Here is a 16,158-nt window from a genome sequence, read left to right on the forward strand (position 1 = left end):
TTTTCACTCAGCAGGCAAACTCACTTGCATACCAAGGAGGTCGCCTTGTCGAAATTTTCCGCACTGACGCTCCTGAAAGGGGCGCTCACTGGCTATAAGAATGTTGAGCCGCAATGGCCGGATGCCGAGCTAAAAAGCGAATATGATGTGATCATCGTGGGCGCTGGTGGGCACGGGCTCGGGGCTGCCTATTATCTGGCAAAAGAACATGGCATCACCAATGTGGCAGTGATTGACAAGGGCTGGCTTGGTGGCGGCAATACGGGCCGCAACACCACCATCATCCGCTCAAACTATCTTTATGATGAAAGTGCACGGCTTTACGACCATGCGGTGGACTTGTGGGATGGACTTAGTCAGGAGCTGAACTACAACGTCATGTTCTCACAGCGCGGTGTGATGATGCTGGCACATAACGTTCATGACGTGCAAAGCTTCAAGCGGCATATCCATGCCAACAGGCTGAACGGCGTTGACAATGTGTGGCTGACGCCTGAGCAGGCCAAGGAGAAGTGTCCTCCGCTCAACATCTCTCCCACTGCCCGCTATCCGGTGATGGGTGCGGCGTTTCAACAGCGCGCCGGCACGGCGCGTCATGATGCGGTGGCGTGGGGCTATGCGCGCGCTGCGGCGGCACGTGGGGTGGATATCATCCAGAACTGCCCCGTGCTTTCCATTGAGCGCGGGCCAAATGGAGCCGTGGCTGGCCTTCAAACCCCACGCGGATTTGTAAAGGCAAAGAAGATCGCGGTTTCGGCGGCAGGTGGCACCTCGGTGGTTATGGATACGGCAGGGGTTCGTCTGCCGCTGGAGAGCTATCCATTACAGGCACTTGTGTCCGAGCCGGTGAAACCCATCTTCCCGCAGGTGGTGATGTCTAACACTGTGCATGCCTATATCAGCCAGTCTGACAAGGGGGAGCTGGTGATTGGCTCCGGAACGGATCAGTACGTTTCATATTCGCAGCGCGGCGGACTTCCGCTGATTGAGCACACAATCGCTTCCATTTGTGAGGTTTTTCCGATCTTCCGACGCATGCGCATGCTGCGCAAGTGGGGCGGTGTGGTTGATGTGACACCGGATCGCTCACCGATACTGGGTAAGACACCGGTACAAGGACTTTATCTGAACTGCGGATGGGGCACCGGCGGGTTTAAGGCGACGCCGGGCTCGGCTCACGTTTTTGCGCATACCATTGCCAAGGATGAGCCCCACCCCATCAATGCGCCGTTCACGCTCTCTCGGTTTGAAACCGGCCGCCTGATTGATGAAGCAGCAGCTGCTGCTGTAGCGCACTAAAGCCGTTGCCCTGCTTTATTTTTTGTTTCGCGTATTTTACTCCGAGAACCGGCGGCAACTTTTCGGAGATACGCACTAAGGAGACAGACACATGCTTTTGATTGACTGTCCTTATTGCAAGGAAAAGCTGCCCGAGTTGGAGTTTGAGTATGCAGGCCAAGCCCATATTGCGCGGCCTGAGCACCCTGCCGAGCAAAGCGATGCCGAGTGGCGGGACTATCTGTTCATTCGCTCCAATGTGCGCGGTGATCACGCAGAGCAATGGCGTCATACGCACGGATGCGGGCGTTATTTCAACGCCGTGCGCAACACAGTGAGTGACAAGTTCATTGCCACCTATGAGATCGGACAGCCGCGTCCAACTGTCACTAAAGAAGGTGAAGAGCGCGATGAACAATTGGAGAGTTGACGGAAAAGGCCGCATCAATCGGGATAAGCGTGTTCGCTTCACTTTTGATGGTGTTTCATTTGAAGGGTTTGAGGGCGATACGGTTGCCTCTGCGCTTTTGGCAAATGGCGTGCACCTTATGGGGCGCTCATTCAAATATCATCGACCGCGCGGCCCCGTCACCGCTGGCTCTGAAGAACCAAATGCGCTGATTGGAACGTCTCGGGGCGGTTCTGGCCGGTTTGAGCCCAATACACGCGCTACGGTTCAGGAAATCTATGAGGGGTTAACGACCGTCAGCCAGAACAAATGGCCGAGCCTCAATTTTGATGTCGGCGCGGTGAACGATAAGCTTCACAAACTGTTTGCAGCGGGATTTTACTATAAGACCTTCATGTGGCCGAAGAGCTTCTGGGACAAGGTTTACGAGCCCGTCATCCGCGCCTCTGCTGGCTTGGGAGTGTCGCCAGCCGAGCCAGATGCAGATACCTACGCTTCACGCTATCTACACACCGATCTGCTGATTGTTGGGGCGGGTCCTTCAGGGCTTGCGGCGGCATTGACTGCTGCTCGCAGCGGCGTGGATGTGGTTCTTGTTGACGAGCACCGCGAGCTGGGTGGCTCCCTACTTTCTGAGGCGCCTACCGCGATTGATGGCAAGAGTGCCGAGAGTTGGCTTGCTGAGACCGTTGCCGAGCTTAACGCTTATCCAAACCTGCGTGTCATGACGCGTGCCACGGCCATCGGGTATTACCATGAGAATATGGTGGGCGTTGCGGAGAAACTGACCGACCATCTGGCGGAGCCGCCTGCTACAGCACCCCGTGAACGCATGTGGCGCATTCGTGCGCAGGAGGTCATTCTTGCACAGGGTGCCTTGGAACGTCCGCTGGTGTTTGACGGCAATGATCGTCCCGGCGTGATGATGGCCAGTGCCGCGCAGACCTATCTCAACCGGTTTGGCGTAAAGGTGGGCAATGCAGCCGTGGTGGTGACCTCTCACGATTCAGCTTGGTATGCGGCGTTTGATCTGGCGGATGCAGGGGTGAATATCGCCGCCATCGTCGATGTGCGTGCCAGTGTGAGTGAACATCTACAGGCAGAAGCACGTAAGCGAGATATTTCGATCAAACTCGAGCATACAGTCACGACGGTTCTCGGAAAGAAGCGGGTTTCTCGCGTGAAACTTGGCAAGGTTTCTGAGGACGGAAACGTCTCCGGTATCGGGACTGTTTCCTGTGATACTCTTTTGATGTGTGGTGGCTGGACACCGTCTTTGCATCTCTTTTCCCACACCAAGGGTAGCTTGCATTGGGATGCCGAGAACGAGGTATTTCTGCCCGGCGAAAAAACCGAACGCTGTCATATTGCTGGCGGTGGTCGAGGACTATGGAGCCAGCAGGCGGCCTTTGATGATGGTGTGCATGCTGCCCAGCAAGCTTTGGCCTCTCGTGGGCAGAGCGCCCCTGCTCTTTCGATTGATGTTGACGGTGATCGCACAGGCTCCGGCATCATTATGGAAGAACTGCCGAGCAACGATGACAAGTTTGCGCGTCGGGCTTTTGTTGATTTTCAAAATGATGTGACAGCAAAAGACATACGCCTTGCGGTGCGCGAAGGTATGCTCTCCATTGAGCATGTAAAGCGGTTTACGACCAACGGCATGGCGACGGATCAGGGCAAGATGTCCAACATGAATGGTCTGAAAATCGCCGCTGACGAACTTGGACGCCCTGCCCCGAAAGTGGGTCTGACCACATTCCGTCCGCCTTATACGCCAACCAGCTTCGGGACGTTTGCCGGGTATCACAAGGACGCGTTGTTTGAGGTTACACGCAAGACCAACATAGACAGTTGGGCGGAGGAAAACGGTGCGGTTTTTGAGCCGGTCTCCTTGTGGCGCCGTGCGCGGTACTTTCCCAAGACGGGCGAAGGCATGCACGGCGCTGTTGCGCGCGAATGCCGGCAAACCCGGGCGTCTGTGGGGATGTTTGATGCCTCTACACTTGGCAAGATCGAGGTGGTTGGGCCTGATGCTGCCGAGTTCCTGAACCGCATGTATACCAATCCCTGGAGTAAGCTGGCGCCGGGGCGGTGCCGCTATGGTTTACTGCTGGGCGAAGATGGGTTCATCCGCGATGATGGGGTGATCGGGCGCATTAGTAACGACCGTTTCCATGTGACCACCACGACTGGTGGTGCAGCTCGTGTTTTGACCATGATGGAACACTTTTTGCAAACCGAATGGTCGGATCTTGATGTTTGGCTTACCTCTACCACCGAGCAATGGTCCACGATTGCGTTGAACGGACCGAATGCGCGCAAGATATTGGAACCATTCATGGAAGGGGCTGACCTTTCAGCAGAGGCGTTTCCTCATATGGCCCTGCGTGAATGCACGGTTGGCGGGTTTGAAGCACGGCTGTTTCGCGTCAGCTTTACCGGAGAACTTGGGTTTGAAGTGAACGTTCCTTCTGAACATGGACGGGCGCTTTGGGAGATACTTTATGAAGAAGGCAAAAAGCACGATATGTGTGTCTATGGTACTGAAACCATGCATGTTTTACGTGCGGAGAAAGGATACATCATTGTTGGGCAGGACACGGATGGAACCGTAACACCAGTTGATGCCGGACTGTCCTGGGCGATTGGTAAGAAGAAGCCGGACTTTGTAGGCAAGCGTTCTTTGAAGCGTCCTGACATGTTGCTGCCAACCCGCAAGCAGTTGGTTGGTCTTCTTACTGAAGACCCGAATGTGGTGCTGGAGGAAGGTGCACAGATAGTTGAGGCGGGAGATACTGCAATTCCGGCAAAGATGCTGGGTCATGTGACTTCCTCCTATTGGAGTGAGACGCTGGGCCGCTCTATCGCTATGGCATTGCTTGAAGGCGGTTTTGAGCGAAATGGGACGTCCATTGACATTCCAATGCCTGAAAAAACCCACCGTGCCACCGTCACCGGGACCGTTTTTTACGATCCGGATGGCGAGCGGATAAATATGTAAGGGGCGGAGCAAATGACCTTCACGACAACCGTTGAAACTCTGCCAACCATGGGCCGTTATAATTTGCGTTGTAAACGCGAGAACACCGTTGCTTTGTCGAAATCACTCGGATTTGACCTGCCGTCCTCCATTGGCGAGGCAGCGCGTTCAGGCACCCAATCAGCTCTCAAGCTGGGACCGGATGAGTGGCTACTGACCTGCCCGATGGAAGAGCGCGCGACGATCAGGCAGTCCTTAACGGACGTCTATCCAGAGGCGGTTCATAGTTTGACAGATATCTCCAGCCGCGAAATCAGCATTCGCGTTTCTGGCGATCAGGCTGAAGAGCTGCTCTCGACCTCTTGTCCCCGTAATCTGGCAAAGCTGAGCACGGGCTGCGGGGTGCGGACTATATTTGATAGTGTTCAGGTGGTCCTGATGCGGGAAGGTGACAGGCAGTTTCGGCTTGATGTGTGGCGCTCGTTTGCGCCCCATGTGCTGGGTTTGCTCGCTGTTGCTTGTGCCGAGTTTGAAAGCGGCCTGTGAGGCCGTGCTTTCACGTCATTTATTGCAGGTCTTCTGATCATAACCCAAAGTATTAAACTGGCACTTTTGGCGATATAAATGGTTGAATTTGCTTTATTTATGCCTGCGCGCCACCTTTTGGGTCCAGTGGTTACAAGGCACTGCACAGTTGAATTGCTTCGATTTCAGGCATCTACAACGCAGGGCTGTCGCATTTTTACTGGTAAAGTGGCTCAAACTTTCTGCCACCCAATTAATAATATGCACTAGATTTCCTGATTACTCTGGATTTGCGCAGGCAGGGTGCACTTGAGTTGTGCGCGCGATTTGTAAACACCTGCCACACTTGGAGAGGGAGGCTTGAAGTGCACGGTATTGCATTTTCCAGTGCTTGTTCAAAGCTAAAGCCTTCTTGCAGCCGCGCGGTGCCTGCGGGTCGTCGTTATGCACCTACGCCTGTGTGTTCCCGTGATGTTTGTTGTCACTTGACTAAGCCGAATGGTGCAGTCGACTTTCTCTCATATCTCTCTTTAACTTCAGTTACTAAGCCGCTTTGTGGCTTCAATAATTCAACCTCAACCAACATGACATCAGGCAGCATTTTAGCCGAGGTATCTGAACATGAGCGCTCCGTCTTACATTAAAGATCTCATAGCTCATCGCGAAAAAGGCAAAAGCCTTCATGCGCTCTTTTATAGTGATCCCGAAATCCTTGAACTTGATATGGAGGTCTTCTTCCGCAAGCACTGGATTTACGTAGCTGCCGAACCTCAGCTTCCGGAACCGGGAGATTGCATCACGCTGGAGATTGGTAAGACCTCGGTACTCCTGCTGCGCGGAGATGACATGTACATCCGCGGATTTCACAATATCTGCCGTCACCGCGGTGCACGGTTGGTTGACGAGGCAGAAGCGACCATCGGTAACATTGTGTGCCGCTACCATGGCTGGACTTACAATGAAGATGGGGAGCTGATCCTTGCCGAGCACATGGGGGCTGACTTTGATAAGAGCTGTCACGGTTTGAAGACCATTCATGTGCGGTCCGTCGCCGGGCTGATTTTTATTTGCCTTGCGGAAAATCCGCCGGAAGATTTCGACGAGATGGCCCAGATTATGGAGCCTTATCTTGCACCGCATGACCTGGCGAACTGCAAGGTTGCCTTCACTTCCGATCTGATTGAAGAAGGCAACTGGAAGCTTACGGTTGAAAACAATCGTGAGTGTTATCATTGTGAAGGCAGCCACCCTCAGCTCTCTGTGCCTCTTTCGGAATTTGGTTTTGGCTTTTCGCCCGATGAAATGGATGAGCGGCGAACCGATGATGTGAACAAGTATCTGGAATTGCTTGAGCGTGAGCACCAACGCTGGGAGGCCGCAGGTTTGTCTTCTGCCGAAATGGACAGGCTGGCAAGCACCACAAGCTTTCGCTGTATCCGACTCCCTTTGATGGGTGAAGGTGAGTCCCATACGCTGGACACAAAAGTTGCCTGCAAAAAACTACTTGGAAAGTTCAGCGATGCAAAGCTCGGCAGCTTGAGCTTCTGGCATAATCCCAACTCCTGGCACCATTTTATGAGTGATCATATTGTGACCTTTGCAGCCATGCCTTTGTCGCCCAACCGGACATTGGTGCGCACAACGTGGCTCGTGCATAAGGATGCGATTGAGGGTGAGGACTATAACGTCGACAACATGAAGCAGGTCTGGATGATGACCAACCAGCAGGATGCGGATCTGGTGCGTCTTGCTCAGCTGGGTAGCGAAGATACGGCCTATGAGCCAGGCCCCTATTCCGAGCATACGGAACCTCACGTGGAAGCGTTTTGCGATTGGTACATTGAGCGCCAGAAAGCGCATATCGCTAACGATGAACCAAAGTTGGCAGCGACATGAAACAGAATGCGACGCCAGATGGGCTGAAAGCAGGTCCTTCCTACGAAGAAGAGCATTTTACTGAGGCAACGCGGATCCCCATGTGGGATCCGGAGGTTGATGATGTTCTGGTATGCCGGCAGGTGAGGCAAGAAACCCACGATGTAAAAACCTTCCTGTTCTCAGCCCGAGAGCCGCGTGTTTTCCGGTTTTATCCGGGACAACACATGACGTTTGAGCTGCCCGTTGAAGGCATGATCACGCGCAGCTATACAATCTCCTCCTCCGCCGCTCGGCCATACCGGATCGAGATTACAGTCAAGCGTGTGCCGGGAGGTCCGGGTTCCAACTGGATGTTGGACAACATGATGCCGGGCAAGGAGGTGAGTGTTTCAGGTCCAACCGGTGAATATACCACCGACGCTACGCAGGACGAGAAACTGTTGTTCATCTCCGCTGGCAGCGGCATTACGCCGATGATGTCCATGGTGCGTACAGCCTGTGATCTTGCCGGGCCGACGGATCTGCATTTCATCCATGCGGCCCGCACGCCAGCAGATATTATTTTCCGCAATGAGTTGGAGCTGCTTGCTGCGCAGAACCCTGCACTCAAGCTTGCGTTTACGTGCAGCACAACATCTGCGCACAACAGCTGGATGGGATATGAGGGCCGACTGACCCTTCAGATGCTCTCGCTCATGTCGCCGGACTTCAAACAGCGCAAGATCCTGTGCTGTGGGCCCGCCCGCTTTATGGAGGGGGTGCGCACCATGTTGCAGGGGGTCGGCTTTCCCATGGAAATGTACCATGAAGAGAGCTTTGACTTTGGGGCTGAGACCGCTGGTTCCTTTGAAGATACGATTGCAGCGCCTGAAATCAGTAACCAGACCTACCGCATCAGCTTTACAAAAACCGGGCATGTGGTTGAGTGTGGTCCGGGCATGACCATCCTGTCGGCAGCTCGGGAAGCTGGCATCCTGCCTCTGGCATCGTGTCAACGCGGTATTTGCGGAACATGCAAGTCCCAGCTCGTTTCAGGAGTAACTGACATGCAGCACGGTGGCGGCATTCGCAAGCGGGAGATTGATCAGGGCAAGATCCTGATTTGCTGCACAACACCCATGTCGGATATTGAAGTTGAGCTTTAGTAAATCTCTATACTCAACTGATAATGCACACTTTTACCAATGATTTTCCGATGACTTGGGCGGGTATTTCATCAGGCAACATGCTCTTCTGTGTCTGGCATGCGGCGCAGGGCTTGTGGTGTGCAGCCGTATCGGCGTCTGAACATTCGGCTGAGATGGGAGGAGTCGCAGAAACCACAATCCACTGCGATTTGAGCGATTGATTTCTGGTTTCTCTCGATCAGGTGGCGTGCAAAATCGAGCCGGATGTTGAGGAATGCGACTTGCGGTGAGGTTTCCAGAGATAAACGGAAGTATCGTTCCAGCTGGCGCTTGCTTTTGCCCATGCGCTGCGCAATTTCCTGAATGGAAATCGGGGTATCTATGTTTTGCTGCATGATATGCAAGGCGCGTTGAACCAAAGGGTTTTGTGTTTTCAGCTCAAGCGGAATACCGGGCTGGGGTTTTTCAGCGTTCTGGGCGTCATCAATGATCATGATGTGCAGGCTTTTATTGGCCTGTGCGCGGCCAACGTGCTTATCGACAAGATAGGCAGCAAGGTGCGCGGAACTTACGCCGCCTGCACAAGTAAGCCGGTCCCGATCAACCACAAAGATCTGATCTGTGACCGGGTCAAGCCCGTCGAACTGCTCTTTGAACGCGTCGTGGCAGAACCAGCTGACGCAGCTACGATAACCATCCAGCAATCCGGCGCGGTGCAGCAGGAAAGCGCCAGTACACACGCCGACAAGAGGCACTCCGGCGGCGGCGGCTTCCTTCAGGAAGCTCTGGTAGGCCGGGCTGAAATCTTCGCTTTCTTCAATCAAACCGCCGACAACAACGATATAGTTGTACGCCCTTGGGTCTCCCAGCCGCTCTTTGGGGTGCACAGAGATGCCGCTACTTGAGGCTATGGGATCCATAGTGTCTGACAAGACCGTCCAGTTACACAGGATCGGGCGACTACGATCACCCTCATCAGCAGCGAGGCGCAGAACATCGACAAAGTTGGCGAACGCGCAAAGCGTAAAGCGCTTTGCCAGAATGAAGCCAACAGAAAGCCTCGGCTTTTCCCGCATGGAAACCGGGGTCCGCGGGGCATTTGTCTGATGTGATGTCACCTGTGTCATACAAGATGCTCTTTTACAAATCTGATTGCACAAACTGCAAAACGGCTCATCGGCTTTGCCGCGCACGCAAACACCATTCAGTATATATACTTATTTTTGATTAGCTTGACTATGTATCCCATCGGAGCACACGCAGAAATTGACCAATGCTGTGAGAATTAGGGGTGCTGACTGAAATGTCGTAGGCATAATTTTGATCTGACGCATATCTCCTATTTTTGCGAGCAAAACCTCTGCAGATTACTCAGATGAAAAGATATTGTGTGCAGCAAAGCGCCCTGTTTCATTTGGCCAACTGGCATGGAGAGCGCCGTTTCAGTGAGTGATACCTCCTTTATGCTTCACTTTACTTGTGCTGTGCGTGTTCGTGAGCCTATCGGTCTAGCAACTGCCCTGGACTGCCCTGATGAGTTGCCGATGACATTGAGAGTTTATTGAGCTAAAGGATTGAAAACATGTCCGCATTTCCAAGCAAAGCAAAAGTAGTGATTGTTGGCGCTGGCGGTATTGTTGGAGCCTCGGTCATTCACCATCTCATCGAAAATGGCTGGGAAGACATTGTCGGCATTGATAAGTCCGGCATTCCTACAGACATTGGATCCACCGCCCACGCCTCAGATTTCTGTTATGCCACCAGCCACGATCTTCTGATGTGCTGGACCACCATGTACTCCATGGATTTTTACGAGAGAATGGGCCATTACGCTCGCGTTGGCGGGCTGGAAGTTGCGCGTGTGGGCGATGATGAGCGCATGGCGGAACTCAAGCGCCGTGTGGATTCCGGCAAGGCCTTTGGCACCAATGCGAAGATGATCAGCGCGGCGGAGGCAAAAGAGAAATTCCCTCTGTTGGAAGAGGATCAGATTCAGGGCGCTATGTGGGACCCGGATGCGGGGCTCGTGGTGCCGCGCTCGCAAACCGTTGCAGGCAAGCTGATTGATCAGGGTGTTGAGAGTGGCAAGTTTCAGATCTTTGCCAATACATCGGCGCTTGAGCTGATTACAGAAGATGGCCGCATCAAAGGGGTGAAGACGGAACGCGGGACGATCCATGCGGAGCATGTGGTTGTGTGTGCAGGTCTTTGGGGGAGGCTCATTGCGGGGATGGCGGGTGAGGATTTGCCGGTCATGCCGGTGGATCACCCCCTCACCTTCTTCGGTCCTTACACCGCATTTGAAGGCACGGGCGCGGAGATTGGTCTGCCGCTGCTGCGCGATCAGGGCAACTCTGCCTATATGCGCGATACGGGTGATCCGAAAAGCACTGAAGGTGGTCAGATTGAATGGGGCTATTACTATGAGGAGAACCCTCGGCTCGTTCATCCGCGCGATATCTTAGAAAAAGAGCAGGCTAGGCTTTCGCCGTCGCAACGTGATCTGGTGCTTGAGGATGTGATTGAGCCGTTGGGGCGTGCGATGGAGCTGACGCCGGTTTTGTCTGAGCTCGGGTTCAATGAAAGCCACTCCTTCAACGGGCTGTTGCAGACCTCCATCGACGGCGGGCCATCCATGGGCGAAAGCCGGAAGCTGCGCGGGCTTTGGTATGCGGTCGGGATCTGGATCAAAGATGGTCCGGGCATGGGCAAGCTGATCGCGGACTGGATGACCTATGGCAAAACGCCTGTGGACCATAACTCGGTGGATTATGCCCGCTTCAATGATTTCCAGCTCAAAGAGCAATACATTCACGACCGCTGCTGGGAGACTGCCAAGAAGATCTACAATCCGCCCGTCCACCCGCGTGAGCCCTTTTCCAAGGGACGTGGTATCCGGCGCTCGCCGTTTTATGAGCGGGAGGTTGAGCTAGGCGGCTACTTTATGGAGCTTGGCGGCTGGGAGCGCGCCCATGGCTATGCCGCCAATGAGCATTTGCTGAACAAACATGGCAACAGGGTGCCTGAGCGTGAGAACGAGTGGGACAACCGGCACTTCTGGCGGGTCTCCAATGCTGAGCATCTAGAGATGAGCGAGGATTGCGGCATCATCAATCTATCGCACTTCCACATGACGGATATTTCCGGGCCAGATCATGTTGCGCTGATGGAGTGGCTGTGCGCGGCAAAAATCGGCGGTGACACCAACGTAGGCAAAGGCATTTACACGCACATGCTGGATGATGACGGCCATGTGCGTGCTGACTTTACCGTGTTTCGCATGGAGGACCGGTGCCGCTTAGTGAACGGGGCCGATGCCGGACCTCGCGATCTTGTTTATATGCAGCGTGTTGCTGATGACAACGGTTGGGACGTCTCCATCGCGGATGTGAGCGAGGACTACACGACCATCGGCATCTGGGGGCCAAATGCGCGGGCAAACCTAGGCAAGGTGGTTGACGACCCAGAGGATCTCACACCTGAAAACTTCCCGTTTGCAGCCATTCGAGAGATTACTATTGCAGGAAAAACGGTTTCTGCTTTCCGCATCTCCTACGTGGGGGAGCAAGGCTGGGAGCTACATATGCGTTACGAAGACGGGTTGGCTGTCTGGGATGCGCTGCGTGCCATTGGCATCATCGCGGTAGGCGTGGAGACCTATGCCAATTCGCGGCGACTGGAGAAATCACTGCGACTGCAAAACGCAGATCTGCACACGCAGTACAATCTGTTTGAAGCGGATCTGGCGCGGCCAAAGGTGAAGGCGGCAGATTTTCGTGGCAAGGAAAAGCATGTTGAGTATCGTGCCCGCGAACAACAGCCTGCCATGTTGTGCACGCTTGTGATGACGGACAATACGGACAAGGAGGGTGTCGCCCGCTATCCGGTCGGGAACCTGCCTATCATGCATCCGGAAACGGGGGAGACACTGGTGGATGATCTGGGGCGCAGGTCTTACACCACCTCCATCGCCTATGGCCCCAGCATCGGCAAAAACATCGCGCTGGCCTACCTGCCCCGTGAGTATTGTGAGGCAGGGCGCAAGCTGGAGGTCTCATACTTTGACGAGGCCTATCCGGTTGAGGTTGCAGGCGTGGGGTACGCGCCGCTGTATGACCCGGAAAACCTGAAGCCGCGCAGTTGAAGCTCCCTGTTCCTTCTAGGGTCTCATCATGAGCAAGGATGCATCCCAAAACGGCGAGGTTGATCGCGATAATTCATAATGTCCCCCTCAGATTGAGTTCATAGCATTGCGCCTTTGCTTGTTGGTGATATAGGAAGCGGAACGCTTGGCTAATTTTGATCAGGGGATGCACCTTGTCTGAACACATTGAGACAGCGGCTAGGGAACTGGCTGATCTGTTTGACACTTCCGGACCACTCTTTCCGACGGCCAGTGGGTCGCCAAGGGCGTTTGCCAATGGGCTGGAAGAAGCGCAAAAACTCATCGAAGAGCGTTTTAATGCGCTTTGCGGGCTGACAGCGTTGCTCAACGCTGAAGAAGAGAAGAGCGAAGCGGTACAAGGTGCAGCTATTGATCTGTTTCAGTGCTCCGGTTTCTTTTACCTTGCGCTGATGCAGTACTTGGAGAACCTACCTAATTCCCTGCTGACGGCTGGCTATGATATTTCCCTTGGCCGGATGCCTCCGGTCGTGTCCAAGGCACTCAAGCGGGTTTCCTTTTCCATGAAGAGCGCCATTGCTGAAGACATCACGTTCATGCGCCCTCACCTCTCCAATCTGACAGAGAGAGATGAGTTTGAAGGCCGCGCGCAAGTGGTGTTGGACAAGGTTTTGGCGCAAGCAATTGCCCGCACACAGCATGCGGTTTCCACGCTGGAAGAAAACGAAAAACTTGATGGCTATGAGCTGAGCGACGAAGACAAGGCATTGCGTGCTCGCTGTGAAGCTTGCACTGTGCTTCTTTCCAAACTGGTCAACCATTCAGCAAATGCAAGAGAATTTGCAGTGCGAGTGAATGGGTTCAAGCAATCTCTCGGTCAGAGCTGACTGATCTTATTGTGAGCAGCCGCAGGATACATAAGTTCTTGCGGCTTCAAGATCCTCCAGTGCTCCTCGCCGGTTCGAACGGCGTGTCAGACACTCGACAGCAGAATGCTAGTTTCGCTGTTCATGACACCCTCAATCAAGCGGACTTCGCGCAGGACGCGGTCGAACTCAGACAGGTTCTCAACGCGGATATCTGTGATCAGGTCCCACTTGCCGCTTGTGGTGTGCAGGACTTGTAGTTCCGGCAGACCACGTAGCCGACGTATGACGTGTGAGGTGTTCCTTCCCATGACCTCAATCATCATGACCGCCCTAATCTCCCCACTGTCATAATCTTCGCGCACTCGGGCAGTAAATCCGAGCAATGCACCCGATTCCAGCAGGCGGTCCATACGTGCCTGAACCGTTGCGCGGGACACCCCTAGGATTTGGGAGAGTTTTGATACCGGAGCGCGGCCATCTTCGCGCAGCAAACTGATCAATTGCTTGTCGAGATCATCGTAAATGTGCTTCGCAGTCTGGATTTGCTTCATGGTCCCCCACAACCCAAAGATTTAGCAAATTTATAAAAACCACTTAGCAAACTGTCAAAAACAATCTCCGATACTCGTCAGGATTGATATGTATATCACAATTTGTACAGTTAATACTAAGCATGCAGTAATCAATTGAGGAAAGCTTATGGCATCCCCCATTCCGTCAGAACGCGCGTATGTTCCCTTTGTCAGTGTCGACAACATGATGAACCTTGTTCATCACATTGGCGTCGAGACCATGCTTTCTGGCATTGCCGAATACGTTGAAGAAGATTTCCGTCGGTGGGAGCTGTTTGATAAGACGCCGCGAGTGGCGTCGCACTCCAAAGAAGGTGTTATTGAGCTGATGCCAACGTCTGATGGCGAGACCTACGGTTTCAAGTACGTGAATGGTCATCCGAAGAACACCAAGGAAGGCCTGCAGACCGTGACAGCCTTTGGCCTTCTGGCGGAAGTTTATACGGGCTATCCAGTGCTTTTGACCGAGATGACGGTGCTGACCGCTCTGCGTACTGCTGCAACTTCTGCTGTGGTGGCAAAGTATCTTGCACCTAAAGGTAGCCACACCATGGCGATGATCGGCAATGGCGCGCAGTCGGAGTTTCAGGCTCTGGCGATGAAAGAGATTTGCGGGATCAAGACGCTTCGGCTTTATGACACTGATCCGAAGGCAACTGCGAAGATCATGCGCAATCTTGAAGGTCGCGGTCTGACGCTGCAGCCTTGCAAGAGTGCGGAGGAAGCCGCGCTGGGCGCGCAGATCATCACCACCTGCACCGCAGACAAGCAGAACGCGACTGTTCTTTCTGATAATATGGTTGGCACCGGTGTGCACATTAACGCCATCGGCGGTGATTGCCCGGGCAAGACGGAACTTGCCAGCGGGATCCTCAAGCGCTCGGATGTGTTTGTTGAATATCCCCCACAAACCCGTATTGAAGGTGAAATCCAGCAGTTGCCGGAGGACTTCCCGGTCACCGAGATCTGGAAAGTGATCACTGGCAAGGCAGAGGGTCGCACCAGCGAGCGCCAGATTACCCTGTTTGATGGTGTCGGGTTTGCAACAGAAGACTTTTCCGCGCTTCGCTATGTTCGTGATCACCTGAAAGGGACAGGGCTCTATCAGGACCTTGATATGCTGGCGGACCCGGATGATCCTCGTGATCTTTTTGGAATGGTTATGCGTGCTGATCCTGAGCACGGAGAGAAGGTGTGAACCGGGCATCTATTCAAGCCTAGTACAAACGATCAAAAATCACCCGCTCAAGAAACTGAGCGGGTGATTTCGTGAAGACCTGTAGGTTATTACGAGGGGCAACGCTGGTGCCCATCACAGCGCACTCTCTATTGCTTTGTGTGCTGTTCCTAGAGGAATCCAGCGGCGACGTATGTAAGCAGGCCTGCGCAGATTGCGGTTATGGCAATGATCATGCTGGTAAGCATGGACAGCCATGCGGGACAGCGGGTCAAACCGAGATAACTCTTCAGAATGATACGAGCCTTGAAGAGGATCAGTGCTGCGATGATCAGTGGTCCCACATAGACGAGCGCGGGGCTGTGGATCATGCTAAGGACGTAGCCCAGCACCGTCAGCACAACCAGAAACACCCAAGCTTTGAGCAGGTCGTTCAGTGGGATGCGGCGTGGTTCTGTTCTGTTGTATTCCATGATTACAGCCCCTGCCCCATGAGATAGAAGATGGGGAAGATAATCACCCATATGAGATCGACCATGTGCCAAAAGGCAGTACCCGATTCCAGATTGTCCTCCGTGGGCCACAGGGCAATGATGCCCAGTATGATGAGCCCGAAAATCACATGGGCGAGATGGAAGCCCGTGACGAGATAATAGAGGGTGTAGAACGTGTTGGTCTCCACATCGAGACCCAGAGCAAGCTTCTCTTTGTACTCGTAAATCTTGAGCGCCATGAAAGCCACGCCCAAAATGCCAGCACCCAACAAGGAGAGACGCGCCTTGCCAGTTTGTTTGAACTTGCCAAAGCGCACTGCGAAGGCGGCAAACAAGCCGGAGGTGAGCAAGATGATGGTGTTGATGGTGGCGAGCGGGACATTCAGATGCGTGCGTGCCTCGCGATAGATCTCTACGTTCAGCAGTTCGTTGCCCGCAAAGGCCCATAGCGCTCCGCCGAACACGAGGATTTCACTGACGATCAGAATCCACATCATGGGATCGCCGGGTAAGTTTTCTAATGCCCAGGGAGAGACAGGCTCTTGGTAGACCCGCTGCGCCCCTTCTTCTTGATTCTGGTAAAGCTCGTCCATTACACCCTTCCAGCCGATTTTTGTGTTTGGTGCCAGACTAAGGGGCTTTTTCAGCCTCTTCCTTGCTGGAGCACTAACTGGAGGGTCACATTCATATTTTATTGGGGATTATTTCTCAGTCTGATCGACC

Annotated in this window: 13 protein-coding genes; 9 read left to right on the top strand and 4 right to left on the bottom strand. The window is 53.8% G+C overall.

All coding sequences use genetic code 11. The features are described 5' to 3' along the window. Nucleotides 1–45 precede the first annotated feature (45 nt). The 6 genes from IE076_RS00370 (at nucleotide 46) to IE076_RS00395 (ending at nucleotide 8,218) form a co-directional block, all read left to right on the top strand. A complete protein-coding gene (locus tag IE076_RS00370) occupies nucleotides 46–1,299 on the top strand; it encodes a sarcosine oxidase subunit beta family protein (protein WP_189434312.1) in 1,254 nt (417 codons plus the stop codon). A 91-nt stretch (nucleotides 1,300–1,390) separates the two neighbouring features. Next, nucleotides 1,391–1,708 (top strand): sarcosine oxidase subunit delta, encoded by a 318-nt coding sequence (locus IE076_RS00375; protein WP_189434314.1) that lies wholly within the window; start codon nucleotides 1,391–1,393, stop codon nucleotides 1,706–1,708. Continuing rightward, a complete protein-coding gene (locus IE076_RS00380; protein WP_189434315.1) occupies nucleotides 1,689–4,691 on the top strand; it encodes a sarcosine oxidase subunit alpha in 3,003 nt (1,000 codons plus the stop codon). Before IE076_RS00375 ends, IE076_RS00380 begins: the two co-directional genes overlap by 20 nt. Nucleotides 4,692–4,703: 12 nt before the next feature. Next, nucleotides 4,704–5,216 (top strand): sarcosine oxidase subunit gamma, encoded by a 513-nt coding sequence (locus tag IE076_RS00385; RefSeq protein ID WP_189434317.1) that lies wholly within the window; start codon nucleotides 4,704–4,706, stop codon nucleotides 5,214–5,216. Nucleotides 5,217–5,816: 600 nt separating this feature from the next. Then, the gene (locus tag IE076_RS00390) at nucleotides 5,817–7,091 is read left to right on the top strand and encodes an aromatic ring-hydroxylating oxygenase subunit alpha (protein ID WP_189434319.1); all 1,275 of its coding nucleotides are present in this window, start codon (nucleotides 5,817–5,819) and stop codon (nucleotides 7,089–7,091) included. Continuing rightward, on the top strand, nucleotides 7,088–8,218 hold the full coding sequence (locus IE076_RS00395) for an FAD-binding oxidoreductase (protein WP_189434322.1): 1,131 nt from the start codon (nucleotides 7,088–7,090) through the stop codon (nucleotides 8,216–8,218). The genes IE076_RS00390 and IE076_RS00395 overlap by 4 nt, the downstream gene beginning before the upstream one ends. Before the next feature lie 71 nt (nucleotides 8,219–8,289). Here IE076_RS00395 and IE076_RS00400 read toward each other — a convergent pair whose 3' ends face one another. Further along, entirely contained in the window at nucleotides 8,290–9,327 is a 1,038-nt protein-coding gene (locus IE076_RS00400) for a GlxA family transcriptional regulator (RefSeq protein WP_189434323.1), read from the bottom strand. 455 nt (nucleotides 9,328–9,782) lie between these two features. Between IE076_RS00400 and IE076_RS00405 the strand changes: the two genes are divergently transcribed. Next, nucleotides 9,783–12,344 carry a GcvT family protein gene (locus IE076_RS00405; RefSeq protein WP_189434326.1) on the top strand — a complete coding sequence of 854 codons (2,562 nt, stop codon included), beginning with the start codon at nucleotides 9,783–9,785 and terminating at the stop codon, nucleotides 12,342–12,344. A 173-nt stretch (nucleotides 12,345–12,517) separates the two neighbouring features. After that, nucleotides 12,518–13,210 carry a hypothetical protein gene (locus tag IE076_RS00410; protein ID WP_209008736.1) on the top strand — a complete coding sequence of 231 codons (693 nt, stop codon included), beginning with the start codon at nucleotides 12,518–12,520 and terminating at the stop codon, nucleotides 13,208–13,210. A gap of 86 nt (nucleotides 13,211–13,296) precedes the next feature. Here IE076_RS00410 and IE076_RS00415 read toward each other — a convergent pair whose 3' ends face one another. Next, nucleotides 13,297–13,743 (bottom strand): Lrp/AsnC family transcriptional regulator, encoded by a 447-nt coding sequence (locus tag IE076_RS00415; protein ID WP_189434330.1) that lies wholly within the window; start codon nucleotides 13,741–13,743, stop codon nucleotides 13,297–13,299. Between the two features lie 148 nt (nucleotides 13,744–13,891). Between IE076_RS00415 and ocd the strand changes: the two genes are divergently transcribed. Beyond that, complete coding sequence (gene ocd, locus IE076_RS00420) at nucleotides 13,892–14,962, top strand: ornithine cyclodeaminase (protein ID WP_189434332.1); 1,071 nt, start codon at nucleotides 13,892–13,894, stop codon at nucleotides 14,960–14,962. A gap of 149 nt (nucleotides 14,963–15,111) precedes the next feature. Here the strand turns inward: ocd and IE076_RS00425 are convergent, their stop codons facing one another. Further along, nucleotides 15,112–15,414, bottom strand: a complete 303-nt coding sequence (locus IE076_RS00425; RefSeq protein WP_189434333.1) for a hypothetical protein — start codon at nucleotides 15,412–15,414, stop codon at nucleotides 15,112–15,114. Nucleotides 15,415–15,416: 2 nt separating this feature from the next. Then, nucleotides 15,417–16,028 carry a cytochrome c oxidase subunit 3 gene (locus tag IE076_RS00430; protein ID WP_189434335.1) on the bottom strand — a complete coding sequence of 204 codons (612 nt, stop codon included), beginning with the start codon at nucleotides 16,026–16,028 and terminating at the stop codon, nucleotides 15,417–15,419. Nucleotides 16,029–16,158: the final 130 nt, after the last annotated feature.

This window comes from Pseudovibrio japonicus, assembly GCF_014651595.1.
Lineage (GTDB): Bacteria > Pseudomonadota > Alphaproteobacteria > Rhizobiales > Stappiaceae > Pseudovibrio > Pseudovibrio japonicus.